Source organism: Floridaenema aerugineum BLCC-F46, from assembly GCF_041929345.1.
GTDB lineage: Bacteria > Cyanobacteriota > Cyanobacteriia > Cyanobacteriales > Aerosakkonemataceae > Floridanema > Floridanema aerugineum.
This window is the reverse complement of the sequence record NZ_JBHFNQ010000233.1, coordinates 1-26,810: the sequence shown is the minus strand read 5'-3', so window position 1 is coordinate 26,810 and position 26,810 is coordinate 1. Positions and strand designations below refer to the sequence as shown.

Below are 26,810 nucleotides of genomic sequence, written 5' to 3'. Positions count from 1 at the left end.
AAAGTACGTTGTGGGGGGGGGGGGCGGGGCGGGTTTGAGGGAGGGGAACCAAAAAAAAAAAAATAATATTTTATTTTTAAAAAAAAAAAAAAAAAATTTTTAAAAATTTAAATAAAAAAAAAAATAAAAAATTATTTTTTTTTTTTTTCTTTTCTGCTTAAATTTGTTGCTCTTACCCCAAACAACGTACTTTATTACTTATACTGAATTCGGGGATCTAACAAAGTATATGATAAATCCACCAACAAGTTAATTAACACAAAAGTAACAGAAACAAAAATTACTCCTCCCTGCACAACTGGATAATCTCTCGCTAAAATTCCCTCATAAATCCAAGAACCAATTCCGGGCCATGAAAAAATTGTTTCCGTCAAAATCGCCCCACCAAGTAAAGTTCCAAATTGTAATCCAATAGTCGTACTAATTGGCAAAAAAGCATTTTTTAAAGCGTGTTTTAAAATTACAAAATATTCAGGAACTCCCTTTGCTCTCGCAGTGCGGATATAATCTTGTGATAGCACTTCTAGCATCGAACTTCTAGTAATTCTGGCGATAATAGCTAAAGGAACTGTTCCTAATGTTATAGCTGGTAAAATTAAATGAGAGAGGACATCTTGTAAAGTATTGAAATCTAATTTAAGAAGAGAATCTAGAACAAAAAAACCTGTGATTGGTTTAAAGTTAAAACCTGCTTCAACGCTAATTCTGCCGCTAGGAGGTAGTAATTGTAAATTGACGGCGAATAGGTAAATTAGCAATAATCCTAACCAATAAACTGGCAAAGATACTCCAATTAAAGAACTACTCATTAATAGGTTATCTAACCAGCTATTTTTCCGAACTGCGGCAAAAATACCCGCAGGAATTCCTAAAATTAAAGCAATTAACATCGCTGCTACTGATAATTCAAATGTTGCAGGCCAACGGGTTGTAATTTCATCAATAATAGGAATACCGCTGATAATACTTTTGCCAAAATCGAAGCGAATTACATTGAACAAAAAGTTAAAATATTGAATTGGTAATGGTTGGTTTAATCCTAATTGCTGTCTTAGGGATTCTATCTGTTCTGGTGTGGCTCTTTCTCCTAATAATACCACTGCTGGATCTCCGGGAATTAAATGCAGCAATGTGAATACTAAAAGGGTGATTCCGATGAGAACCGGAAGCAGACTAAATAAACGTTTTAAAATGTATTTAAACATGATTAGGTACGTTGTTGGGGGGGGTGGGGAAAAAATTTAGAAATAAAAAAAAAAAAAAAAGAATTATTTTTAAAATTTTTTTTAATTTTTTTTTGTTTGTTTTTGGGTCTTTCGCTATTATTTTTAGCCCTAATCCCCAACAACGTACCTTATTAATTATCATTGTTTTTGAATTCCGGCAAAATCTTCGCTACCTAAAGGACTGGGAATCCAACCTTGAACATTTTTTCTTTTTGCTAAAAGTGGTTGAGAATGTACTATTGGTAAACGTACAGCTTCTTGGTGCAAAATTTCATCAACTTGGGCATAAATTTTCGCCCTTGCTGCTTGATCTCCCGTCGCCCTACCTTGGTTTAAAAGTTGGATAACTTTGGCGTTTTTCCAACCTCCAATATCTGTGGTTCCACCGGGGCCAAAATGCGGGTAATAAAAACTATCGGGATCGCCATAATCAGCTGTCCAACCTAACATAAATGCTTGAAATCCGGGGCTTTTTTTGCGATCGGCAATATAAGCTGCCCAATCTTTGGTGTTAAGTTTAACTCGAATCCCGATCGCACTCAAATCAGCAGCAAAAGCCTCAGCAATTGGTTTAGGTGTGGGAAAATAAGGGCGAGAAACGGGCATATACCAAAGTTCTAAATCAAATCCGTTTGGATAACCAGCTTGTGTTAGTAATTCTTTGGCTTTTTGCGGGTTTTGTTCGCGTTTGGTCAGGTTTTTTGATTGCGCCCAACTTAAGATAGATGGGATAAAATGAGGGGAATTTTCGCCTAATTCTCCCCAAAATGCTTGAACTATTTGTTGTTTGTTGATTGCTAGATCGATCGCCTGTCTCACCCTCACATCCGCTAAAGGTTTGTAACTAGTATTCAGCGCCAAATAACCAACATTAAAAGAAGGACGGGGAACAGCTACTAAATTAGGATCGCCTTGAATTTCTTTAATTTGATCTGGTGCAAGATCGACGGTAAAATCAATTTGTCCGGCACGAAGTTGAGCTAATCTGGCTGCGGGATCGGTGACAAAACGGATTACTAATTGATTAGTTTTGGGTAAGTCTTTTTGCCAGTAGTTCGGATTTTTGGCTAAGGTGACGCGATCGCCTGTTCGCCATTCTTTAAATATAAATGGCCCAGTTCCTACAGCTAACGAATTAGGAGTACCATAATTAGCACCAGCTTTTTTAATTGCTGCGGGACTTGCCATACCAAAAAATCCCGATCCAATGGCAGCAGGAAAAGCGGCAAAAGGTTGTTTTAAAACAAATTGAATTGTAGATTTATCTATTACTTTGAAATCTTGTAATAATGAGTTTGGATCTCCTTTAAAACCGCCAAATATTTGCTGCCAAATTTCATAACTTTTCCCAGCGTTGCGATAACCGTTGGGGTTTTTCGCATCCCACCAACGTTCCACATTAAACTTTACCGATTCTGCATCAAAATCAGTACGGTCGTGAAATTTGACACCGGGACGCAGTTTAAAAGTCCAGGTTTTGCCATCCGGGGAAACTGACCAAGAGGTAGCTAAACTAGGTTGCAAATCTGTAGTACCTGGTTTAAATTCTAAGAGGCGATCGTAAATTTGTTGTTGGACAATTAACGAATTACCATCAGTAATATTTCCTGGTTCTAGGTTGACTGGGGAACCCCCCGAACCGTAAACTAATACTTGTTGATTTGTTGTGGAAGTGGTGGGGGTAGTTCGATCGCTATTCTGTGTACTTTTACAGTTGATCAGGATGAGAGCGATCGTACAAACCGTCGCCAAAAAAAATAACTGTCGTCTTTTATAATTGCTCATGTTAATTGCTAAGATATGAAAGAAGTTAAACTGGGAAAATACCTCACTCTCGAAGAGTTTTGTACTTGTACTCAAACTTATCAGAAGTACGCCGATCAAATCAATCCTTTTCCCGAAAACTTAGCAGAAACATTACCTGCAATAGAAGCTTTAACACAGTTTATTTTAGAGCCAATCATCGAGCATTTTGGTATTGATAAATTTCGGCTTACTTACGGTTTTTGCTCAAAAGATTTGAAAAAATATTTAGCCAAAAAAGACCCAGAAACAGGCTTAAAAAATGGTCGAGTTGCGCCAGAAATAGACCAGCATCTTGCACATGAGATCAACAAAAATGGGAAGTATTACTGTCAAAGGTTGGGTGCTGCTTGCGATTTTTTGATTTTGGGGGTGGGGAGCGATCGTGTTATCGACTGGATTTTAGCACAAAAATTGCCCTTTGACTCACTTTATTTTTACGGAGTCGATCGACCAATTCATATTAGTTATGGCCCCCAAAATAAAAGAGAAATTTGGACATTTACCGCATCAGGACAACCCAGCAAAAAAGGAATTGAACATTGGTTAGAATTAGCTAAACAAAGGAGGAACTAAACATTTATCACTAGAAGCAGCTACAGAATTAACTTTAATTTTTTCTGTCAATATGTGTTTAATTTGGATTGCTAGGGCATTAGCCAACAATGGTGGTACTGCATTTCCAACTTGATCGTCTTGTGTTAACCACTTAGCTTTACGAGTCAGATTCCCAAAAAATCGGTAATCATCATCAAAAGACTGAAGACGTGCAGCTTCCCGAACAGTTGTGCCTCTAGGAAGTATGGGATGAATAATATCTGTTCTGTGATTGCAAGTTACTGTTCGGGACGGTTTCAGGCGATCGATCTTCCAAACATTACGTTTTTTTGTTCGCAACTCATCCGGCAATAATCGATTATCACCACCTTCGGGGATTTGAGCATAACGAGTCTGAATTCGCTCACTATGTTTAGTAGCACGATGGTTAAAAATTTTACCTGGAAAGCGATTACCTTGGCGATCGCGTTGATAGGAAAAATAGTATTTACCACTATGTATTAATTCTTCTGCACCTTCTCCAGCAACTATCATTGGAAGGTCAGAAAGTGCTTCCCATGCAGTTACATAAGGTAAGGGAATTTTCTCAAACAAATGAAGTTGTTGCTGTTGATTAAAAGGTGCGTGAGTTGCTTGGGGAAAAGATATTATAGCGCCATCTTGGGGAACTGCCAGCAAAATGAAACGTGGTCGATGTTGTGGTACTCCATAGTCAGCAGCATTGAGCACACGCGCCTCACAATAATATCCAATTTGCTCAAACTCTCGCTCGATCGCACTAACAACATTTCCCCCTTGCATAGACTTAATACCCTCGACATTTTCAAACAACACTACTCTGGGTTGTAACTCCTTAGTTAAGCGCACAAAATCAAGGAAGAGGCTATTTTTTGGGTCGTTAGTAATTCTCAAACCTGCAAGACTGTAGCCTTGACAAGGTGGCCCACCGCAAAGAACATCAACATCTCCAGGGGTGAGATTAGCTGCATGAAGAATTTCTTTCCCGCTTAAAGATCGAACATCGCGATGTAGGCAAACAGTATCAGGGTGATTATAGCGAAAAGTTTCTACCGCTTGCTCATCACAATCAACTGCAAAAGTGGAGGTAAAACCAGCCTTACGAAAACCTTCTGTTAATCCCCCAGCGCCACAAAAAAGATCTATACAAGTGAAATTATCTGTCATATTTTTAACTATTTACTAACAATGAAAATGGTTGTATGTCTGGATATATTCTAATAAGTAGCAACCGCTCAAGGAGGAGTAACTGGTAAGTAATTATTCAGAAAATTCAGCACATTATTTTTGTCAGATATTGTCGCTTGTATCTTGTCTCCATTACAATACCTAATCTCAATTTCAAACTTTAGCACTGGAGTATCAACAGCAGTTGCACTATAATTTGCCACGAAGTCGATCGCTTCTAATACAGAATTTTGCTCAAATGCTCTTCCGTGAAGGGGAAGTACTCGCAAGGAAATTATCTGCCTCGTAATGGAATTTTCTAATGTTTGGATAAATTCATCAACGTCTTGCTGTTTCAGCTTAATCATTTCCTGAATAATTTCAATCCGCTCAGTGTGAGTGAAAGCGTTATAAGCTGCTATTTTAGCTAAATATTCATTTCTAGGTGTTGTGTCATTGGAAATAATATCTAAGCCAAACTTTTGGAAAGCTTGAGCAGCTGTATTAGTTGGAAAATACAGAACTTTAAACTTTAAGCCTTGTAATTGTTGAATTGCAGGAGCAGTAAAGTCTCCTGCCAAAACTGCACCTGCAAAAGGCGCAAAATAACTATTCGTTTCTACTAAAGGTAAAATAGCCCCTTGAATTTCCTGAACTTTATTTTTTGAATGTCTTGTGCCTTTGCGCCAAGCAGCCTCTATAAATGCTATTGGATCTCCTAATTTGCTATCACTACCTCCACGTTCCAACACAAAATCTAGGTCATGCTTACTACCGTATTTATCAGTCCAGGTGGCTTTCTTGAGGTTTTTTCTCGCTGGACGCAAACCCTTTCTATCTATATATAGTCCATGCTTGGTAGCTACTGGAATTAGTAAATGTTCTACAAGTATTTCCAAAAACTCACCCAGTTTTTGACCAAACGCATGAGCGGGTGATTCTGCCACAGCTAACCTTCCATCGAAATTTCATCACTGGCAACAACCATTTTACTTTTTTGCCGTGCTTTTTTAGCAGACTGCGCTAACTTCAAGCGATAAGGGTCAGCATTTTTCTGCCAATACAATCGATAATTGCGGATTTCTGCACAATGTTCATCTAAACAACCTTGCCAACCTTTCAGCGTTCTAATACTATGTAAATGATCAAATAATCCCCAACTTTCTTCTTGTTGACTAAGTTTGGCAAACTTTTCATAATCTGGATAATCAGGAGTTAAAACTGTTTCTTTACGATGCCAAAGTGGAGGATCGGTTGAATCAGAATAATCACGATAACTGACGTGCAAATCTCTTAAATCAATCTGCATACTAGTGTGTAAAGCTGGATGGGGTTCTGTGTCAAAATCGGGATAAAATAGATAGGAAATTTTCGGTTGTTTGGTATGAAATTTGATTAAAGTTGCGCCATCCATGCGACCAATAGTTCTACTGGCGCAACCTTCGTAAATTCTCAAACGATAGTCAAGTTCTGGCAAAGCGGAAACATGAACATAAAGAGCATTAGCACGTTTGCTCCCTATTTGACTGGCTTCACAACATTTATTTATAATGCTTAAATTTCCTAAACTAAACAACATTCCTTCAGCGGCTTCTTTGGCGTTTCTATAACTACCAAAAAGTCCTTTTATATCCCTTTTAATAACTGGAGGGATATCTTTTAATTTGTGAGATTCATTGAAATTCTGTAAGGCAAGATAAAGTAGTAAATCTGAGTAACGTTTTTCCGTAATCATATCCCACTCCTGTTGGTCAGTAGCTTGTAAAATTACTTGGAAAGCACGACTAATTCTGCCGAATTCTGCTTTTAATTCCGCTTCTTGGGGGAATTCTCCTGGTAGGGGAAGACGACCTCTTTCGGTGAAGAAGTTCATTAAAGGTTGGAGTAATTCTTGATAGTCTTCAAAGCGTTTATCGATGTATTTAACTCTGGGGGTGGAGAGGCGCGATCGACAACGAGAAGCACGAAAATTTTCCGCTTGAATTGGATCGCGAAAAACAAAGTAAATTCCTAAAGCAATGGGAATCGAATCTACTTCTAAAACTTGGTCAATATAAACTTTTAACTCTTCTTGTTGGTAATATTTTTGAAAGGTATTTTTGCGAGTAATAAACCCATCGTTATATGCTACTTGACCGCGCCTTTCATCATCAATTAAAACCTGTGCCGAAACAATTAAAACTTGTTTGGTTAATTCCCAAGCTTTTAGTAAAGCTTCTCGCCTTTCTTTCTGACATTCAATCACATTAATTACGTAACCAATATTGACAATATCAGCAGCAATAATATGATTATATGGGAAGTAGTATGGGTCCCATCCATAGCTGACAAAACCTTGTTCAGCAATGCGTTTTACATCTCCGCCATAACCGCAACCATAATCAAAAAAAGTGCTATCTTGATTAAAGATATTTGCTTCTAAAGCTAAACGCACTGGACGAGAAATATCTCGGCGCACCATTGCTGCTCGGTGGCGTTGAATTTGTGGGAATAGTAATTGGTAGTTGGTAATTGGTAATTGGTAATTGTTTTCTTTAAAGTCTAATTCTTCGCCACTTTCTGTAATGATAAAGATGCGATGATTGCGAATTTCTATACCTTTTTCGTCTAAACATTCTTGCCAAGCTCTGAGCGTGCCAATAAAGTTGGTTTTGTCAAGAAGTCCTAATATTTCTTCTTGGCGAGTCAGTTCGGCAAATTCTGCGTAATTAGGATATTCTTCTGTAACAAAAGTTTCTTTGCGATGGAGAATTGGCGGATTATCAGCAGTAGAATAATTTCGATAGTTAATACTACGATCTTTAAGGTCAACTTGGATACTAGCCTGTAAAGCGGGATGGGGATCTGTGTCGAATTCGGGATAAAATAGGAAAGATATTTTTGCTTCGTTGGTGTGAAATTTAACTATGTTTGCTCGATCAATTTGCCTGTCTACAATTGAGAGGAAACGGTTATAATGAAGACGCAATAAAGGGTCGAGTTTTTCAATAGCGGAAATGTGTACGTAAAGAGCATTGGGTAATTTTTTACCGATCGCACTTTGCAAACAACAAGTTTCGATCGCACCCGGTTCTTCCAAGCGAAAAAGCAGTTCGTCACTGAGACTAAAGCTAGTCATTACTTACCCTCAATCAGCTATCTTTTTGAATAAGAATAACTCTACTTGGGGAATTTGGATGACTCGCAAACGTATATTTTTACTAACAATTGCTCTGTTTTCGATCGCCTTTTCTTGGTGGGGTGTAGCAACTGCACAAAATGGACTGGTAGTACGTTCTTTTTCCCGCGATAACGTACCCATGCTATACGTTGCGCCAAAAAACCAAGACAAAATTCCCGGTATTTTAGTGGCGCATGGTTTCGCAGGTTCAAAACAGTTAATGTTGGGTTACGCGCATACATTAGCGCACGCTGGATATGGTGTATTATTGTGGGATTTTGGCGGTCATGGTGCTAATGCGACACCACTAAAATTTGATTCACTACAAAAATATATTGATGTTGCGACTGCTGCTTTGTTGGAACAACCGCAAATAGATGCGTCGCGTTTAGCTTCCTTGGGTCATTCTATGGGTAGCGGCGCAGTAATTTTTGCTGCAATGAAAGATTCTCAAAGTTTTGCGGCGACAGTTGCGGTTTCTCCTACGGGTAGAGGCGTGACACCTGCGACACCGCGCAACCTTCAGCTACAAGCAGGTAGTTGGGAACCGGGTTTTGTTAAGAATGCAGAGAAATTGTTGCAAGGTGCGGGGGGAGAAAATCAAAATTTGGCAGCGGGAAAGGGACGAGAATTAATTATTGTTCCCAATGCCGAACATATTACAATTTTGTTTCGGGATGAGAGTCACCAAGCGGCGCGTAAATGGTTAGATGCAACTTTTGGGTTGCAAAGTGATAGTAAATATCTCGATCGCAGGATGCTTTTTTACGGTTTACACTTATTAGGATGGTTGATTTTACTAGCTGCAATTGCTCCGAAATCCAGTTTTAATGATCATCAAAAAGTTTCTTGGTTGAGAAGTTTTGCGGGTTTGTTGGTAGCGCCTTTTGTGGCAAGTGGGTTGCTTTATTCTTTGGATGGTGCGATTCCCGAAGGGATCGCTACGCGAATCGAACTAGAAAGTTTAGGCGGTTTATTAGTAGGCGGCGCTTTGGGTGTTTGGTTCTTTTTGGCAGGTACAACTTGGCTAATTACTATCTGGAAATTTCCCCGTCCTAAAATAAAAAATTTACTCTTAGGTTTAGGACTATTTGCACTACTTTGGATTGCCTTTGGCGCAATGGCACAAGTAGTCTGGTTACAATGGTGGTTAATTCCCTCACGTTTGTTAGTTTTTCCTATACTTTCTATTGCTTGTTTACCTTGGTTTTTAGCATCAGAAATCGTCCAACAAAATGTAGGAATAGGCAAACGATTAGCTTGGTGGTTTTGCCAAAGTATTCTCTTAATTACAGGTTTAATTGTAGCGGTTTCCCTAGTGCCATCACTCAGCTTTATCTATCTTTTGCTGCCAATATTTCCCCTAGTTTTTGGAATTCTGGCTTTCGCTGCGTCTCAAGTTAATGATGTTTGGACTTATGCTTTAGGAAGTACTTTGTTTTTTGGTTGGACGCTTGCTGCTGCTTTTCCCTTAGCTGGGTAGGGGTATGTTGTTGCGCTTTAGCGCTATTATCCAAGCGCGATCGCACTCTTCAAATAAACAAAAATTCAACTTTTGAAAGAGGTGAAAATAATGGCTTTTGATTATAATTTAGATTTTAAAAACCTCGATTTTCGCTCCTCCCCCGAACTTTACCGAGTTGGAAAAGGCGAACAAGGAGTACTTTTAGTCGAACCTTATAAATCTGAAATTCTTCCTTACTGGCGCTTTAAAACTCCCGAAATTGCTAAAGAATCTAGCGAAAAAATCTATCAAATGTTTCTTGACTATTTGGAACAAGATGATTTTGTAGGCGCAGATATGGCGCGAAAGTTTCTCCAAATGGGTTACACGCGATCGCGCCGATATGCTAATCATAAAAGTGGCAGGAAGTATGAGAAAAATCCGCAAAAAGAAAGCACTAAAGAAGCTCAGTTAGCAGCGAGAAAAAATATCCTCCCCAATGAAGTCGATCCCATAAAAGCTGAATCTGCGGCAATATTTAAAGAAAAATGGACTTTGGCAAAAACCAATGAAAAATATTTACAACTTTTACAAAATCATAAACAGTTGTATGAAAAAGAATAGTTAACTATCAATCTGCTTGACGACAAAATTCTACTGCTCTTTCTACAGCTTGCATCCGTCTTTCATTCATGCTTAAATCTTGGTCAAGTAGAGCTTCATCAAATCCGGGATATGCTGTTTTAACGCAGGTTACAGCTTCAGTTGTACCGCCAACTCTACACAAGTCTACAGCTAAAGTTGTCGATCGCTCAGACTTTTCCTCATTATTCAAAATCCCAAAAAAAGTGTTATCCAAAAATTTTTGTGCTTCTGTGGCACAGATAACACTTTGCTTAGTTCCTGCTAGCTTACATAAGTCTACTGCTAAAGTTAGCGATCGCTCTTTTCTCTCATCATTACTGAATTTACCAAACAAAGCATCCTCGAAAAGTTTTTGCGCTTCCTTAGCACAAATTAAAGTTTCTGGACTTCGGTATTCTCGACATAATTCTGCCGCTAAATTAGCTGCTTTCTCCTTTGTAACTGAACTCCCAAAAAGTGCAGAATAAAAATAGTTTTGTGCTTCTCGTAAACAATTTGCAGCTGTTGTTTGTGCTTCCACAGTCTTTGTAGCTGTAATTACGGTAAAAGTAGCAATTGGTAATAGACAGTTTAAGGTTGCAATAATTCGCAGATTCAGATTCATAGCTATTTCCTGGGATAGGTTGACTAAAAATGTGAGATCAGTTATGAGCAATTATAAATGTAGGGATAATTCATGAATTATCCCTACATTTATAATTTCTGTTCCTTGTTGTTTGGTGAATAAAAAATCATTCTTTCTACAGAGGTTGTGTGAAAAATTCAACAATTACAATTTTACAAGGATAATTCATGAATTATCCCTACTAAATAAACTAGGAGCTAAGAAAATCCATGATTGCTAACCAACATGAGAAAGGTTGGGAAATAATTTATCATCGCGCTCATGCTTTATTGGCGGCGCAAATTGCCGGAAATTGGCGAAAAAGCGATCGACCCAGACGCATTGTAGAAACAGTAGCAGCAATTTCTCATCATGATGATTTAGAAAAAGAATGGGAAGGCAATCACTTAACAGAAGTTGGCACACCTTTAGACTTTACGCTGATTAAAGGAGTGCCTAAAGGATCGGACATAGAAAAAGTGCGAGAATTAACTAAAAATTCCCGATATCGAGGACGTTGGGTAGCAATGTTAATTTCGATGCACGTTAGCTTTTTAGGTGAAGGAAACCGGGGAAAATTACCAGAATTAGATAGCTTTCTTGATGAACAATTGCAAAATCAAAAACAATGGCGAGAAGAGTTAGGAATTAGCAAAGAAGAAGCAGCACAAACTTATGCTTTTTTCCAGTTATGCGATCGCCTTTCACTCATCCTTTGTAATCGTCAATTACCAGCAGGTGAACGTTATTTAGAAATTGGCAAAGATGCCGAAGGTCAACGTTATGATGTAATTCAAAAACAAGATCAAACTGTGTATGTAAAACCTTGGCCTTTTGAAGAGGAAAGCTTTACTGTTAATGTGGAAGCAACTTACTTAAATCAAGTAGTATTTGAGAACAACGAAGTTTTAGCTCAAGCGCTGCAAGTTGCACCAATAAAAACTCTAGAGTGGACTTTTACCAACTCTTCAGATTAATCGCAAACAATCTTAATTAAGTGAGAAGTTGCCAAACATTTGTTACCCTAGAAGATGACCAAAAAGTTATCTCACTGGTAACGGTTGAATAGATTCGATGTTGAACATTCCGCAACTTCTCGCACAAGAACTTTCCCTCGCACCTTCGCAAGTGCAAAATGCACTGGATCTCTTCGCTGAAGGTGCAACAATTCCCTTCATTGCACGCTATCGTAAAGAACGCACTGGCGCACTTGATGAAATACAACTTCGCAATATTTCCGATCGCTTTACCTACCTCACAGAATTAGAAGCAAGAAAAGCGACAATTTTAGATGCGATCGCTTCCCAAGGTAAACTTACTGATGAATTAAAAGCTAAAATCGAATCTTGTTTACAAAAAAATGAATTAGAAGACCTTTATCTTCCTTATAAACCTAAACGTAGAACTCGCGCCACAATTGCTAGAGAAAAAGGTTTGGAAGGGTTAGCAGAATTTATTAAATCTCTGAACGATCGCAACGCCAAACCCACACCTTTAGAAGCAGAAGCAGCAAACTACATTTCCGAAGAAAAAGGAGTAAAAACAACCGAAGATGCACTCAAAGGGGCTTCAGATATTTTAGCCGAAGAAGTTGCAGAAAAAGCCGAATTGCGTGCTTACTTGCGTGAATACTTTTTAGAAGAAGGTGTCTTTGTTTCCCGGATTAAAGAAGAACATCCCGAAGGAAGCACCAAATTTGAAATGTATCGCAATTACCAAATTCCCGTCAGAAATATTGCCCCTCACAATATGTTGGCATTGTTGCGGGGTGAAACTGAAGGAATTTTAGATTTAGATTTAGCTTTTGACGACTCCGTTGTTCTGTCTTACCTGGAATCTCAAAACATTAAAACTAAGATTCCTCAAGTCAAACAATTTTACCAGGAAATGATCAAAGATGCCTTCAATCGGTTGATGAAAACTTCTTTAATTACAGAAGTTCGCGCCGAAAAGAAAGGTTATGCAGATTTAGAATCAATTAAAACCTTTGAAAGTAATTTGCGAGAGTTGTTGTTATCTTCTCCAGCGGGAATGAAACCAACTTTAGCGATCGATCCCGGATTTCGCACAGGTTGTAAAGTAGCAGTCCTCTCCGAAACAGGTAAATTTTTAGAATATCAAGCCATTTTCCCCCATCAAAGCGCAGCACAACGCACCCAAGCAGCTAACAGTTTAAAAAGTTTAATTCAAAAGTACAACATTGAGTTAATTGCGATCGGTAACGGTACAGCTTCCCGCGAAACAGATGAATTTGTTGCCGAAGTTTTAAAAGATAGCGATCGCAAACCCATTAAAGTTATAGTAAACGAATCAGGCGCATCAATTTATTCCGCTTCCGATGTTGCCATTTCCGAATTTCCCGATCTTGATGTTACCGTAAGAGGAGCAATTAGCATCGGTCGGCGTTTACAAGATCCCTTAGCGGAACTAGTAAAAATCGATCCCAAATCGATCGGTGTCGGACAATATCAACACGATGTAGACCAAAAATTGCTCAAGAAAAAGTTAGATGAAACCGTCGAAAGTTGCGTTAACTATGTTGGCGTAGATTTGAATACCGCATCCAAAGAATTACTAACATTTGTTTCCGGGATGACACCAACAGTTGCGAAAAATGTTGTTAGTTATCGGAACGAAAATGGCGCTTTTAAAAATCGTCGTCAACTGTTAAAAGTACCCAAATTAGGGCCAAAAGCCTTTGAACAAGCAGCCGGATTTTTAAGAATTCGTGGTGGCGATAATCCCTTAGATAATACTGCGGTGCATCCTGAAAGTTATGGTGTGGTAGAAGCGATCGCCAAAGACCTTAAAGTACCTCTCAATAATATCACCCAAATAGCCGAAAAACTCAAATCAATTAATCTGAATAAATATGCCACTGATAAAGTTGGATTACCGACACTTCGAGACATCTTCTCGGAATTAGAAAAACCCGGAAGAGATCCCCGTGCTGAATTTAAATATGCTACCTTTAAAGAAGGAATCAAAGAAATTTCCGACTTAAAAGTTGGGATGGAATTAGAAGGAATTATCACCAATGTTGCTAACTTTGGCGCATTTGTAGATATCGGCGTGCATCAAGACGGTTTAGTACATATTTCTCAACTTGCCGATCGCTTTGTCAAAGACCCCAAAGAAATAGTCAAAGTCGGACAAGTTGTGAAAGTACAAGTGATGGAAGTTAATGAAAAATTGAAGCGAATTAGCTTATCAATGAAAGCCGTTAATCAAGCCAATGCTGGGAGAAAATAAGGAGAATATATGGCGAAAATTTTAGTTACCGGAGCAGCCGGATTTGTAGGTTTTTTTGTAGCACAAAAATTGCTGGATAGAGGAGATGAAGTCATAGGATTAGATAACCTAAATGATTATTATGACGTAAATCTTAAATATAGCAGATTAGCACAATTAGAAGGCAGACCAAACTTTACTTTTTCTAAGTTAGATTTAGCCGATCGCGAAGGCATGGAAAACCTATTTGCCGAACATCAATTCGCTCGGGTAGCACATTTAGCTGCACAAGCAGGCGTTCGCTATTCCTTAAAAAATCCCCATGCTTATGTAAATAGTAACGTAGTCGGTTTTATCAACATCTTAGAAGGTTGTCGCCAGCAAAATCTCCAACATTTAGTATTTGCTTCCAGCAGTTCTGTTTATGGTGCAAATACCAAAATGCCATTCTCCGTTCACGATAACGTAGACCATCCAATGAGCCTTTATGCTGCTACAAAAAAAGCTAATGAATTAATGGCTCATACCTACAGTCATTTGTATAATTTACCCACAACCGGACTAAGATTTTTCACCGTTTATGGCCCTTGGGGTCGTCCAGATATGGCATTATTTGCCTTCACCAAAGCAATTTTATCAGGCAAACCAATTGATGTATTTAACTATGGAAAAATGCGGCGAGATTTTACATACGTTGAAGATATTGCCGAAGGGGTAGTTCGCACCTTAGATAAAATACCAGAACCCAATCCCGAATGGTCAGGAGAACACCCAGATCCCAGCACAAGTAAAGCACCTTACAGACTTTATAACATTGGCAACAATCAACCCGTAGAATTAATCCGATTCATTGAAGTTTTAGAAGATTGTTTGGGAATCAAAGCCGAAAAAAATATGTTACCTTTACAACCAGGAGATGTGTTAGCAACCTACGCAGACGTAGACGATTTAGCTAAAGATGTAGGCTTTAAACCCACCACATCGATCGAAGTAGGAATTGATAACTTTGTGAAATGGTATCGCTCTTACTACAAAGTTTAAATGACTATTTCTATATTTGTAGGGTGCGTTAGTGACAACGTAACGCACCATCCAAATTTTTACCAGAAGCTATTTAAAACTCTTCCTCTAACTCAATACTTGGTTCACCGGGAAAAAAGCGATCGCTCAAAATATTTTCCCACACATAACCACAAACAGAAGGAAAAGTTTTGTAAGGCAAATTAGTTTCCATCACCGCTAAATCTTTGCCATTTTCATAAGCTTCCGGTAAAATTTCTAGCAAGTAAGGTTTCAAGCTAGGATTATCTCGCATTAACCTCAAAATATCACGTCTTTGGACTCGAATTGTTGCCAACCAACTACGACTCCGCCGTTCCCTTTGATATTCCCACTTTAATAAATGACCAATCAAAATACTCAAACGATTTCGCAATTCTTGGCGTTGTTGTTTTCCCAAAGATTCAACTTCCTCAATTAAATTTGCTAAATCTAACTTTTGCCACTCTTGATGACGCAGTAACTCAGCTTGTTCTTGTGCCCAAGCATAAAAATCCATTTGGTAAAGATTAGACATAATTTTCTTACCAATTCATTAAATAGTGCAATAATATCATCATAATTAAATGTACTAAATTAACGGTAATTTTACTAAGCTACGGTAACAGTTAAGAAAAACTTCTTATTCCCATAAGCTGTTGTTAATTTAAATCATTTATTCCCTGTTCCCCTCATACCCTATTTAAACGCTGAACAGCCCAAGAAATTTACTTGCTAATTTAGTAGATCATTCAAAGTACAATTAAAGTCGAGTATGCCGTAATTATTGTGGGAGTCTTACGATGCCAGGAGCGGTCGGTATGGTTGAAGTCAAGGGTCTTCCTCCAGCTTTAGCAGTGGCAGATGCGATGGTGAAAGCCGCCCGTGTGACACTTGTCGGTATGGAGAAAGTCAGCAGTGCCCGCTATACACTCATTGTCCGAGGAGATGTAGCCGAGGTAACAACCTCTGTGGAAGCAGGGGTAAGAGCAGTAGCCACAGTCAATACAGAAGAAGAATTATTGCTTTCTTATCACGTAATTCCTCGCCCTCATGCTAATGTCGAGACTGTACTACCAATTCATAACAGTCGGGAAGTTGAAGCTTATCTTCGGGCTTGACAAAGTTAGTTTTTAATCGTGTTAGTTGTTAGCCTTTAGTCAAAATTTCTACTAACTGCTAACCACTAACTATAAACATGAAATATTCCATTGAAACCTAAATTTTCCTAACTAAAAATTAAATTTACGTTAACCTAAAGTAAAGGAACTGTAGTAAAAACCAAACCATGATTGCCAACTCTACCATTACTCATAACCCCCTGTTAATTGGCAAAGGACTACCTCCCTTTGATGCCATTAAACCAGAACAAGTAGAACCTGCATTTGCCGAATTACTTCCTAAACTAGAAGCAGAACTCACCCAATTAGAAGCCAATGTTCAGCCCACTTGGAGTGGTTTAGTTGAACCCTTAGATTGTTTAAACGATCCCCTAATATGGAGTTGGGGAGTAATTGGTCATTTGATGGGAGTAAAAAACAGCCCCGAACTGCGCCAAGCTTACGAAAACGTCCAACCAAAAGTTGTGCAATTTTGGAACAAACTCAACCAAAGTAAGCCCATCTACGAAGCATTTAAAGCTTTGCGCCAAAGCCCAGATTGGGATAAATTACAACCAGCACAACAGCGAATTGTCGAATCAGCAATTAAAGATGCCGAACTTTCTGGCGTAGGTTTAGAAGGTGAAGAAAAAGAACGTTTCAACGCCATTGAATTAGAACTAGCCGAACTGGGAACCAAATTTTCCAACCATGTTTTAGATGCTACCAAAGCTTTTAGTTTAACCCTCACAACTAAAGAAGAAATTGACGGTTTGCCTCCCAGTTTACTCAGTTTAGCTGCTCAAGCTGCCCGTGCTGCTGGAGAAGAAAACGCCACCCCAGAAAATGGCCCTTGGCGCATCACCTTAGATTTTCCCAGCTATGTTCCCTTCATGCAACATAGCACTAGGCGCGACTTACGAGAACAACTTTATCGCGCTTTTATTAGTCGCGCTTCCAGTGGTGAATTGAACAATTACCCGCTTATTGAACGCATTTTAGAACTACGAAAAGAACAAGCTGGCATCCTTGGTTTTAACAGTTATGCAGAGTTAAGTTTAGACAAAAAAATGGCTCCCAATGTCGATGCAGTAGAAGCATTGTTGGAAGAATTGCGTCTAGCTAGTTACGATGCGGCTGTTAAAGATTTGGCAGAAATAAAAGCTTTTGCTGCTGCCAAAAATGCCCCCGAAGCTAACGACTTGAAACACTGGGATATTAGTTTTTGGTCAGAACGGCAACGGGAAGAAAAATATGCGTTCAACGCTGAAGAATTGCGTCCTTATTTCCCCTTACCACAAGTATTAGATGGGTTGTTTTCTTTAGCAAAACGGCTATTCGGTGTAACTATTACTGCTGCTGATGGTACTGCCCCTGTTTGGCATGAAGATGTGCGTTATTTCCAAGTAGCTGATGAAACCGGAAACCCCATTGCATACTTTTATTTAGACCCCTACAGTCGCCCCGCAGAAAAACGCGGTGGTGCCTGGATGGATGAATGTATTGTGCGGGCAAAAATCATGGAAGCTGGCACAGAAACAACTCGTTTGCCAGTGGCATATTTAGTTTGCAATCAAACTCCGCCAGTGGATGGTAAACCCAGTTTAATGACCTTTATGGAAGTGGAAACTTTATTCCATGAATTTGGTCATGGTTTACAACATTTGCTTACCAAAGTTGATTATCGGAGAGCAGCTGGAATTAATAATATTGAGTGGGACGCGGTAGAATTGCCGAGTCAATTTATGGAGAATTGGTGTTACGATCGCAACACCCTATTCAACATGGCAAAGCATTACGAAACAGGCGAACCTTTGCCCGAACATTACTACCAAAAACTCTTAGCCGCACGCAACTACATGAGTGGTAGCGGCACATTGCGCCAAATTCACTTTAGCCTTTTGGATATCGAATTGCACGATCGCTATCAACCCGGAGGCGCAGAAAAAGTCACCGATGTCAGAAACCGCCTCGCCAAAACCACCACAGTCATCCCACCCTTACCCGAAGACGCATTTTTGTGCGCCTTCAATCACATCTTTGGCGGAGGTTACGCAGCTGGATATTACAGCTACAAATGGGCAGAAGTTCTTAGCGCCGATGCCTTCTCCGCCTTTGAAGAAGCAGGTTTAGAAAATGAACCCGCCATCACCGAAACAGGTAAACTTTTCCGCGAAACAGTCCTAGCATTAGGCGGTAGCAAACATCCAATGGAAGTTTTTAAAGCTTTCCGAGGTAGAGAACCAAATACCGAAGCATTGCTTAGACACAGTGGGCTAAAAGGGTAAACTCAGATCTTGCACAACTAGGAGGTAGAACCTCCCAATAGTCGTTCCCAGGTTGAACCTGGGAACGAGAAATCATCTGGGTCCCCAGTCCCCTGTTCCCAAAACCAGGTTTTTGAGCTACCATACCGAGACTAGTATCAAATCATTATGTTACGAGAAGAAGCAAGCTGGCTGGCAAATATTATTTATTCTATAGCGCCAGATCATGTATTTCCGCTGTTGAACATTGGAAGTGAAAACCAAGATTTTCGAGAGAAAGAACAACCTTGGATAGATGATTTTTTGTTCAAGCCAGCCAGAAAAAAGGGATATTCTATAATTCATACTGACATAAAAAATGATGTAGGAATTGATCTAGTAGGAGATTTATACAATCCTCTATTTTTAGAGAAAATTTCCCAAATGAATATTAAATCTGTGTTGTGTTCTAATCTACTTGAACATATAACCAACAAAGAGGAAATCTGTAAAATTATTAGCTCTATTATCCCAGATGGAGGTTATCTATTTGTGACAGTTCCCTATCAGTATCCCTACCATCGAGATCCCATAGATACAATGTTCCGACCTAATATTGAAGAATTGAGTAATCTTTTTCCAGATTTAAAATTGATTCAGGGTAAAATTGTCGAGGGAGGAACTTTGGTTAAATCAACTTCTATCACACCAATACTATATTTACTCGCGATGATAATTCGACTAATCTTACCTATTTATCAACCGCTCAGGTGGGTAGATTCCCTGCGATATAGTTTATGGCTTTTCCGAGATATTTCTGTAACTTGTATTGTCTTACAAAAAAGATTATAAATGTGTTATGAACTACTCGGCTGTGCCTCTTTAGCTGGAAAAAGATCAGGAAAATCTGATGATACCTAAAATTACTCAATCATCATTGTACGATCGCGATTTCGCCCTGTGGTTAGAAGACACCGCAGCAAAGCTAAAAGCGCGAGATATTCACAACTTAGATTGGGATAACTTGGTGGAGGAAATTGAAGCTTTGGGAATTTCACAAAAGCATGAAGTAAGTAGGTATAGGTAAATAAAGTGAAAACCAAGGCGGGCAGGATGCCCACCCCACAAGAGTTACAGCTTTATTGTGGGGTGGGCAGGATGCCCACCCCATCCTTAAATAACTATGATCACTTTATTTATTTGCACCTACTTAGAAAGTCGATTAAAAACAATTTTTACTCACATTCTCAAGCGGTGTTACGTCCCTTTACCTGATTGTTTTCGCGGTTGGCAAGTTACCATTCGCACCCAGCGAAATGATTTAAATCGACTTTTGAAAAAAGCCCCAAGCTTAAGCAATCATTTACTAGCAGAATTTGCAGAGATTTATCAAGAAGCACTTTCCGAAGTGTCAGAAGAATATCCCGAAACACAGTTTCCCCAAACATGGCAATTTAGCAGCGATTTAGATGCAATTTTAACCGAAATATTCTGGGAAAATGAAGATGATCTATGATTCGTTAGGAAAATCAATGTTTTCATAGAGATCGGCAATTAAAATTGGCAATTCAAACATATTCAAAGTTAGGTTAATATTGGGATCGTCATATTCGGAAAAAAGCCATTGATTGACAGCAGTTTTTACATAATGTTCTACATGAATGCGATATTGGTCGATTAAAAGATACTCTTGGAAATTGGGAATAGTGCGATAGGGGGCAAATTTCTCGCTGCGATCGTAATTTTGCGTAGACTTAGATAGAACTTCCCCAATAAAACAAGGATTTATTACTGTGTCTTTCCGTCCAGTTTGTAGTTCTATAGGTTTGGGTAAAACCATCACATCAGGATAAGTATAAACCCTAACTTCTGGAATCAAAAGCCTTTGATCTACATAAAAAGTTCTGTAAGCTTTTCCTTTGAGAGCAAGCTTAAGAAGAATATAAAGGTTTCCAGCAATATCATTATGGTCAGGTGTTCCACCAGTCATCTCGATAATTTCTCCATTGCGATATTCGTTGCGAGTTTCTGAGGCAATTTCAAGTTCTAGATATTCTTCTGGTGTGTAGGTTTTTGTTTCAGTTTGAGCGATCATAATTCGTCGATCCTAATGTTTCAAGTTGCTGGTTTTCTGTTTAGTTAGCCTAGCTTCCTGTTTTGGTAATTTCTTTTAAGTAACGCAAGTTGCTAGTTATATTGAGTAGGGTGCGTCAGAAACCCAAAATTAGTGATAATATCCAAAATTTTACTATCTGACGCACCCTACAGCCTGAAAATTAATAACTAGCAACTTGCGTTAAGTAGTTAGCAATGCACTCAGAGTTTCATTTGACATAAAACGCCGAAAGTCCAAAATTTCTACTAAAACAAGTTTGTCATCTTGAGAATAATGCAAAATAACTTGTCCTTCGTCTTCAGCATAAACTATTGGCTCAGGGGAAAGTTCGATCGAAAGAGCATCAACATCTTTGCTATAGCTAATCTTCTTCATATCTAGATCTCCTGTTTCATGCTCTGACTATTCTTCTAATTCTTCCAGGCACATTTTAATCACTTCACGAATATTCTGCATCAGTTCATCAATAGTTTCTCCTTGGCTATAGCAAGCCTTAAGTTGGGGAACTTCACCGATATAAATTCCATCTTCATCTCGTTCAATTACAACGTAAAATTCTCTGTTTTTCATCTTAATATTCTGCCTTTGCTACTTCAAAATTTAATTCTAATAAAAACTTTAATACATCATCATTAGCTTTGATACCATAAGCTTTACAAACGAGTTGATCTAATTGAGCATGAAGTTTGGCGAGTTGGCTAGCAGGTTCAGCAAAAAATTGGTTGTATAACTGAGTAATTCCCCACTGTTTGCGCTCCATTTGTTCGGTGCGATAATCATGTATAGCTTGCATGGCGGCGCGAATTTCAGTTTTGATTTTTTCTGGGCAATTTTGGGGAAAGGGGAAGGTTTCAAAACAGGTGTTGTGGGTGTAGGCAATATCTGCTTTAAGTGTTGATTTTTGTGCGTGCATCCAGATGCGATGGGTGCTAGAAGTGAGGATACCAAGAACATAAAAATCATCACAAGCAACAACAACTGATTTATCACCTGCTAGCCAGTTAGATAGGAAAGGAATAAAAATTGACCATTTCGATACTCTAGGAACGGCGAAACAATAGGGTAAAGAAGCTAGAGCTTTTCGCATTCCTTCATTTGTGCGTTTAAATCGCCACCACTTTTCTCTCATTATTGCTTCTCGATTAGATTCTCGCTCAGGCTTAACGTATTTTTTGACATGATCGAATGGCAGTAGATAATCACTGACTTCCTCTAAACTACGATTATCAAAATCAATAATCCAACGTTCTGGCTTTCCCTGTGGATTTTGTGCTAGATTTGCACCCATCGAAAATAATTTGAGAACTTCGCAATTTTTAGGATCGGATTGAATCCATTTATTTACCTGCGATTCAGTGACAATAAAACCTTTGCCAACCGGAATTACACCTTGAAAACACAAGTTAAGATTTGCTTTTAATCGCACGGCTTGAGAAACATCAACTTCAGCTTTGAGAGAAGAAGTTATGTTTGGGACAATTTTGTGATCTATCCGATAAGTTAATTCCTTAGTTTCAGATGTTTTTAGCCAATTAATAATGCTGATGTGTACTTTCGCTTCACCAGACCAAGGTTGTGTGGAGATAACATCATAAATACAGCCGTCATTTTGGGTAATGTAATCTAAAGCAGCTTTACGACTTTTGCCTTGAGAAATTGAATTAGTTGCGACTAAACCAGCACGGCAATTTACTCTTAAATGATTATGAGCAAGGCGAAACCAGTAGGTACAGAAATCAACTGAATCTTTGACATCAGGAAATTTGGCGAAAATGCGATCGACATATTTATCACCCAAAACTAAACGAATATGTTTGCCACCCAAAAAAGGCGGATTACCAATAATTGCATCAACAGTTTCCCACTCACAAAACAAAGCATCATCACAGCGAATATTTTGATCCAAATTATCCAGAGGTAACGCCTGATCCATATCCAATGGTAAATTCATCTGCGCCACATTAAGCAAGTGGTTTTCTTCATCCAGTGCTAACTTTTTCGCCAGCATCAAAGTTACTTTGGCTAATTCCACTGCAAAAGGTTTAATATCAATGCCGTAAAACTGACTGGTTTTTACTAGTGACATCGTACCAATTACATTAGCAGCACGAGTAGATTTCTGATGAATTTTCCCTAATAACTCAGCCTCTAACCGCTTCAACTCCCGATAAGAAACATAGAGAAAATTACCACTACCACAGGCAGGATCGAGGACTTTAAAATTGATTAACTCTTGTCGCAGCGAAAGCAAATCTTTTAAGGTATTTGCCGCTTCAATTCGTTCTCGCCAAGGGCGGATAATTGTCGGTAAAACTACTTTTTGAATATCCGCCTCGCTAGTGTAGTGAGCACCCAAAGCGTGACGTTCTTCTTTACCCATACTAGACTCAAATAACGTGCCAAAAATCGCAGGTTCGACTTTTGACCACCGTTCCGCTGCTGCTTCTAATAGCAAGTCAATTTCGCTTCTAGTCAGGTGTATGGGTTCAACAGTTGAAAATATGCCACCATTAAAATAAGGTACATCTCGATAGCGGCTATCTTTGGGTGCGGGGCGTTGAGTTCCCATTTGCCGAAATAATCCGCCAATTAAATCATAAGAACTGACGCGATTTGTTTGGCATTCACTTAAAAATTCGGTGAATAAACCTCTAGGTAATAAATCAATATCTTCAGCAAACAAAGCTACTACACACTGAAGGATAAATCTTTGGGCGTTTTCTACTTTTTCGCCTCGCTGCACTAAGCGATTAAAAACTTGAGCAACTTTATCAGCGGCAGTGCGAGTAACATCAATTTTGTTATTATTAAATAAAGGTTGGCGATTTTCGGGGAAGAGAAAGTTAAGGGCGGTGAAACGATCGCCTAACTCCGCCAAACGCACCCGATCCACAGGTTCCCGAAGCTGAATATCAAAATCATAAATCCAAAACTCATCAAAATTGCAAAGCACTACATACTTTGGACGTTGCGGCACTAATTCTAACCAATATTCAAAAGCTTGCTGATAATGTTTTTCTAGTTTTTCCCCTCGTTTTTTCATCTCTAACAATAACCGAGGTCGCCATAACAAATCGGCAAACTTTGTGCTTTTACCTTTGGCTTTTACTCGATATTCTAATTCGGCTCCTGCTTCTTTGTAACCTGCGTGATTGAATGCTTGGAAAAGGCGATCGCAAAATACTTGCGCCTCCCCTTTTTCATCTCCCCGTAAACTCCGAACGTAATCAACAAAGCCTTGAATATTCCTCAGTATATCAGTCATCTGGATTAAAAATTAGCGCGATCGGTCTAATTTTTAATTATCTGATACCTTTTTATCTAAAAACCAAATTTATAGTTAAATTTATCTAAATTAGTAAGGTGCGTCAGAAACTCAAACCCTAATTCTGTCGATAAGATTCATGGTCTGACGCACCCTACAACTACAACTTAAAATTTTTATCTTTCAGTCCATTTTAATGGACTTTAGCTATTAGCCTGCGAATTGATTCGCAGGCGGGCTAAAACGACAGGTGCAAGATCTCAATTTATTGAAGTTGGTTTTGGACTAGCCGCTGGTTCCTCAGTTTGTTGGCTAGCAGGTTCCGCAGTCGGAGTTGCCGCAGGTTTACTCCCAGAAGCAGCAGGTTTCTCGGTTGGCGAAGAAGTATTAGTTTGCGCCTGTTGCTGATAGAAACCCACCACCTTTTGCACGTAAGTCGCAGTCGCGCCACTGGTACAAGCGTTGTCTTTACCAGTCATCCACCAACAAGCAGCACCACGTACAGCAGCAGTTTCATTACCAGTCGCACTATACAACCTGTTGAACTCCCTTCGAGCAATACAGGCTACAGTATCCCTAGCGGCTTTAGCGTCAGACTCAAATTGAGCAGGAGTCAGTTGCCTTCCCAAACAGCGTTTAGTCCAGTCAGGAATAATAGCTGGCAAAACTTGCCAATCACTGTACATCCCGTCATTGGCGCGGTTTGGAGGCGCTGCCTTTCGCAAAGCTTCCACCATCGCGCTTACCTGGGCATCAGAAACTTGTCTTGCAGGTCTAGTTTGTTGGGCTATCGCTGAACCATTTCCCAACCAAATACCAGCTAAGATGCTTGTGAGTAGTAGATTTTTGCCCTTCTTGATTAACTTGGTATTCATAGCAGATACTTCAGTAATCACTCCAAAATAACTCCGACTGTCCTGAAAGAAGATTTACCATTAACAGAGGAGGGTGCGTCTGTCGAAAGTATGATTTGTTGTCTTAATCCAGATTGCCATAACCCTGAAAACCCTGATGGGACTGAGTTTTGCCAAAGTTGTGGGGCAACACTTGCGCCCCTGCGTAACCGTTACCGTGTAATTCAGCTACTCGGTGCCGGAGGATTTGGCAGAACTTTCCTCGCTGAAGATCTAGATAAACTCAATGAGCGATGTGTTGTCAAGCAGTTTTTACCCCAAGCGCAGGGTAGCTGGGCAATTAAAAAAGCTACCGAACTATTTCAGCAAGAAGCAAGGCGACTGCAATTACTAGGAGAACATACCCAAATTCCTACGCTTTTCGCCTATTTTGAAGAAGATAAACTTCTATATTTGGTGCAACAGTTTATCGAAGGAGATAACTTGTTGCAGGAGTTGGGCAAACAAGGCGCTTTTAGCGAACAAAAAGTTCGCGAATTGTTAATTGATATATTACCAGTCCTGCAATTTGTACATCGACAACAGGTAATTCACCGCGATATCAAACCCGATAATATTATTCGTCGTCGCAGCGATCGCAAATTAGTGTTAATTGATTTTGGCATAGCCAAACATTTAACGGCAACTGCCATGAGTCAACCAGGTACTCACATCGGCACTCTCGGCTATGCCCCAGTCGAACAAATGCAAGATGGCACAGCATATCCTGTCAGTGATTTGTATAGTTTGGGTGTGACTTGTTTTAGGTTATTAACTCAAACTAGCCCCCATAATTTGTTTGTCAATAGCGGTTATGAATGGACAAAAAATTGGCAGCAATATTTGCCCAAACCCATCAATGATAATTTAGGTTATGTGCTAAATAAACTGTTGCAAAAAGATCTGCAACAGCGTTATCAATCAGCAGATGAAGTTTGGCAAGATTTGCATTCTACAAGTTTACCAACAACAATCAATCAAAATGTCACTCAAATTACCCAGCCATCATCATCAATAATCGATAATCCGGCTGCTAAACCAAGAATTAATCGCCAAACTAAGACTTTAATTGCTGGGTTAGGAACTGCTTTTTTGCTGTTCGCAGGTGGTGGTTATTGGTATTGGCAGAAGTCTACTAATCCCCGCACTTTAGGAGGGCATTCCGGCGAAGTAAATACTGTAGTTGTCAGTCGAGACGGCAAAACAATTGCTAGCGGTAGTGATGATAAAACTGTTAAGTTGTGGCAACTGTATGGAGGTAAAGAAATCCGCACCCTTAAGGGTCATTCTGATTTAGTTTATTCAGTTGCTATTAGTCCTGATGGAAAAACTTTAGCTAGTGGTAGTAAGGATAACACTGTTAAGGTTTGGAATTTAAAAACTGGCAAACAATTACTTAATTTAACGGGTCATAAAGCTCTGATTAATTCTGTAGCAATTAGTGCTGATAATCAAAATATTGCTAGTGGTAGTTATGACAATACTATCAAAATTTGGAACCGGAAAACCGGACAGCTAGTTCGTACTTTGAATGGGCATTCGGCTCCTATACTTTCTGTTGCCTTTAGCCCTAATAATCGCACTCTTGTTAGCGGTAGCGTCGATAGAACTGTGAAAGTTTGGGATTGGCAAACAGGTAAGGAATTACGCAGTTTAAACGGGCATTCAGGTGATATTAATTCTATTGCTTTGAGTCCTGATGGTCAACTAGTGGCTAGCGGTAGTGATGATAAAACTATTAAGATGTGGAATGTAAATACAGGACGTGAATTACGTACTTTTACAGGAGGACATACAGCTGATATTAATTCTATTGCCTTTAGCCCAAATGGTAAAACTTTAGCTAGTGGCAGTGATGACAAAACTATTAAGTTATGGAATTTGATGACTGGAGAACAATTAGCTACTTTTCAGGGACATACTGCGCCTGTTTTTGCTGTTGCTTTCAGTCCTAATGGTAAGTTATTAGTTAGCGGTAGTGGGGATAAAACTATTAAAATTTGGCAAGTTCCATAAAATTTCAGGATTTTAAATATATTTATGGAAGTACAACCAAGAGATGTTCAGCTTTATATTACAGTAGATGGAAGGATTCCTTTTGCTGAGTGGCTTGAGTCTCTGCGCGATCGCAATATTCGAGCTAAAATTAATCAAAGGATGGCTCTCCCGGATTTATGGTGATAACAAAATCTTATTTAATCGTAGGGTGTGTTAGGCACGGGCGATAAATTCAGCATTCCAATCCATCAATAAATTCCCGTGCCTAACGCACCGTTCCCTGGTTTGTAACATTTAT

General features: G+C 39.1%; 23 protein-coding genes and 1 pseudogene. 12 read left to right on the top strand and 12 right to left on the bottom strand.

Annotated features, from left to right (window positions below; translation table 11 throughout):
* Positions 1–194 precede the first annotated feature (194 nt).
* Positions 195–1,205, bottom strand: a complete 1,011-nt coding sequence (locus ACE1CC_RS32645; protein ID WP_413274604.1) for an ABC transporter permease — start codon at positions 1,203–1,205, stop codon at positions 195–197.
* A gap of 159 nt (positions 1,206–1,364) precedes the next feature.
* Positions 1,365–3,011: an ABC transporter substrate-binding protein gene (locus ACE1CC_RS32640; protein WP_413274603.1), complete on the bottom strand. Its 1,647-nt coding sequence runs from the start codon at positions 3,009–3,011 to the stop codon at positions 1,365–1,367.
* A gap of 15 nt (positions 3,012–3,026) precedes the next feature.
* Between ACE1CC_RS32640 and ACE1CC_RS32635 the strand changes: the two genes are divergently transcribed.
* Positions 3,027–3,605, top strand: a complete 579-nt coding sequence (locus ACE1CC_RS32635) for a hypothetical protein (RefSeq protein WP_413274602.1) — start codon at positions 3,027–3,029, stop codon at positions 3,603–3,605.
* Here the strand turns inward: ACE1CC_RS32635 and ACE1CC_RS32630 are convergent.
* From ACE1CC_RS32630 to ACE1CC_RS32620, 3 genes are all read right to left on the bottom strand, one after another.
* Positions 3,582–4,772, bottom strand: a complete 1,191-nt coding sequence (locus ACE1CC_RS32630; RefSeq protein WP_413274601.1) for a DNA cytosine methyltransferase — start codon at positions 4,770–4,772, stop codon at positions 3,582–3,584. The genes ACE1CC_RS32635 and ACE1CC_RS32630 overlap by 24 nt on opposite strands.
* A 68-nt stretch (positions 4,773–4,840) precedes the next feature.
* On the bottom strand, positions 4,841–5,719 hold the full coding sequence (locus ACE1CC_RS32625) for a hypothetical protein (RefSeq protein WP_413274600.1): 879 nt from the start codon (positions 5,717–5,719) through the stop codon (positions 4,841–4,843).
* 2 nt (positions 5,720–5,721) lie between these two features.
* A complete protein-coding gene (locus ACE1CC_RS32620; RefSeq protein WP_413274599.1) occupies positions 5,722–7,890 on the bottom strand; it encodes a DNA phosphorothioation-associated putative methyltransferase in 2,169 nt (722 codons plus the stop codon).
* Positions 7,891–7,948: 58 nt separating this feature from the next.
* Between ACE1CC_RS32620 and ACE1CC_RS32615 the strand changes: the two genes are divergently transcribed.
* Entirely contained in the window at positions 7,949–9,415 is a 1,467-nt protein-coding gene (locus tag ACE1CC_RS32615) for an alpha/beta hydrolase (RefSeq protein WP_413274598.1), read from the top strand.
* A gap of 90 nt (positions 9,416–9,505) precedes the next feature.
* Positions 9,506–10,000, top strand: a complete 495-nt coding sequence (locus ACE1CC_RS32610; RefSeq protein WP_413274597.1) for a DUF4385 domain-containing protein — start codon at positions 9,506–9,508, stop codon at positions 9,998–10,000.
* Positions 10,001–10,007: 7 nt separating this feature from the next.
* Here ACE1CC_RS32610 and ACE1CC_RS32605 read toward each other — a convergent pair whose 3' ends face one another.
* Positions 10,008–10,625, bottom strand: a complete 618-nt coding sequence (locus ACE1CC_RS32605; RefSeq protein ID WP_413274596.1) for a hypothetical protein — start codon at positions 10,623–10,625, stop codon at positions 10,008–10,010.
* A gap of 230 nt (positions 10,626–10,855) precedes the next feature.
* Between ACE1CC_RS32605 and ACE1CC_RS32600 the strand changes: the two genes are divergently transcribed.
* From ACE1CC_RS32600 to ACE1CC_RS32590, 3 genes are all read left to right on the top strand, one after another.
* Positions 10,856–11,602 carry a DUF3891 family protein gene (locus ACE1CC_RS32600; RefSeq protein WP_413274595.1) on the top strand — a complete coding sequence of 249 codons (747 nt, stop codon included), beginning with the start codon at positions 10,856–10,858 and terminating at the stop codon, positions 11,600–11,602.
* Positions 11,603–11,699: 97 nt separating this feature from the next.
* Entirely contained in the window at positions 11,700–13,877 is a 2,178-nt protein-coding gene (locus ACE1CC_RS32595) for a Tex family protein (protein WP_413274594.1), read from the top strand.
* Positions 13,878–13,886: 9 nt separating this feature from the next.
* Positions 13,887–14,897 carry an NAD-dependent epimerase gene (locus tag ACE1CC_RS32590; protein WP_413274593.1) on the top strand — a complete coding sequence of 337 codons (1,011 nt, stop codon included), beginning with the start codon at positions 13,887–13,889 and terminating at the stop codon, positions 14,895–14,897.
* Between the two features lie 73 nt (positions 14,898–14,970).
* On the opposite strand, the gene ACE1CC_RS32585 is transcribed toward ACE1CC_RS32590, so the two are convergent.
* Positions 14,971–15,432 carry a DUF29 domain-containing protein gene (locus tag ACE1CC_RS32585; protein WP_413274592.1) on the bottom strand — a complete coding sequence of 154 codons (462 nt, stop codon included), beginning with the start codon at positions 15,430–15,432 and terminating at the stop codon, positions 14,971–14,973.
* 265 nt (positions 15,433–15,697) lie between these two features.
* Between ACE1CC_RS32585 and ACE1CC_RS32580 the strand changes: the two genes are divergently transcribed.
* The 4 genes and pseudogenes from ACE1CC_RS32580 (at position 15,698) to ACE1CC_RS32565 (ending at position 19,756) form a co-directional block, all read left to right on the top strand.
* Positions 15,698–16,015 carry a carbon dioxide-concentrating mechanism protein CcmK gene (locus ACE1CC_RS32580; RefSeq protein ID WP_413274591.1) on the top strand — a complete coding sequence of 106 codons (318 nt, stop codon included), beginning with the start codon at positions 15,698–15,700 and terminating at the stop codon, positions 16,013–16,015.
* A gap of 167 nt (positions 16,016–16,182) precedes the next feature.
* Positions 16,183–18,282, top strand: coding sequence for a M3 family metallopeptidase (locus ACE1CC_RS32575; protein WP_413274590.1), 2,100 nt, complete (start codon positions 16,183–16,185; stop codon positions 18,280–18,282).
* Between the two features lie 147 nt (positions 18,283–18,429).
* A complete protein-coding gene (locus ACE1CC_RS32570) occupies positions 18,430–19,092 on the top strand; it encodes a methyltransferase domain-containing protein (RefSeq protein WP_413274589.1) in 663 nt (220 codons plus the stop codon).
* A 58-nt stretch (positions 19,093–19,150) separates the two neighbouring features.
* Positions 19,151–19,756, top strand: a pseudogene (locus ACE1CC_RS32565) (DUF29 domain-containing protein).
* Here the strand turns inward: ACE1CC_RS32565 and ACE1CC_RS32560 are convergent.
* The 5 genes from ACE1CC_RS32560 to ACE1CC_RS32540 form a co-directional block, all read right to left on the bottom strand.
* Positions 19,751–20,335 (bottom strand): Uma2 family endonuclease, encoded by a 585-nt coding sequence (locus ACE1CC_RS32560; RefSeq protein WP_413274588.1) that lies wholly within the window; start codon positions 20,333–20,335, stop codon positions 19,751–19,753. The pseudogene ACE1CC_RS32565 and the gene ACE1CC_RS32560 overlap by 6 nt on opposite strands.
* 201 nt (positions 20,336–20,536) lie before the next feature.
* A complete protein-coding gene (locus tag ACE1CC_RS32555; protein ID WP_413274587.1) occupies positions 20,537–20,731 on the bottom strand; it encodes a DUF2283 domain-containing protein in 195 nt (64 codons plus the stop codon).
* Positions 20,732–20,758: 27 nt separating this feature from the next.
* Positions 20,759–20,926, bottom strand: coding sequence for a type II toxin-antitoxin system HicB family antitoxin (locus ACE1CC_RS32550; RefSeq protein WP_413274586.1), 168 nt, complete (start codon positions 20,924–20,926; stop codon positions 20,759–20,761).
* Position 20,927: 1 nt separating this feature from the next.
* Entirely contained in the window at positions 20,928–23,621 is a 2,694-nt protein-coding gene (locus tag ACE1CC_RS32545; protein ID WP_413274585.1) for a class I SAM-dependent DNA methyltransferase, read from the bottom strand.
* A 260-nt stretch (positions 23,622–23,881) separates the two neighbouring features.
* On the bottom strand, positions 23,882–24,496 hold the full coding sequence (locus ACE1CC_RS32540; protein WP_413274584.1) for a hypothetical protein: 615 nt from the start codon (positions 24,494–24,496) through the stop codon (positions 23,882–23,884).
* Positions 24,497–24,586: 90 nt separating this feature from the next.
* Between ACE1CC_RS32540 and ACE1CC_RS32535 the strand changes: the two genes are divergently transcribed.
* Both ACE1CC_RS32535 and ACE1CC_RS32530 read left to right on the top strand, forming a co-directional pair.
* Positions 24,587–26,530 (top strand): protein kinase domain-containing protein, encoded by a 1,944-nt coding sequence (locus ACE1CC_RS32535; protein ID WP_413274583.1) that lies wholly within the window; start codon positions 24,587–24,589, stop codon positions 26,528–26,530.
* Positions 26,531–26,554: 24 nt separating this feature from the next.
* On the top strand, positions 26,555–26,695 hold the full coding sequence (locus tag ACE1CC_RS32530) for a hypothetical protein (protein ID WP_413274582.1): 141 nt from the start codon (positions 26,555–26,557) through the stop codon (positions 26,693–26,695).
* Positions 26,696–26,810 lie beyond the last annotated feature (115 nt).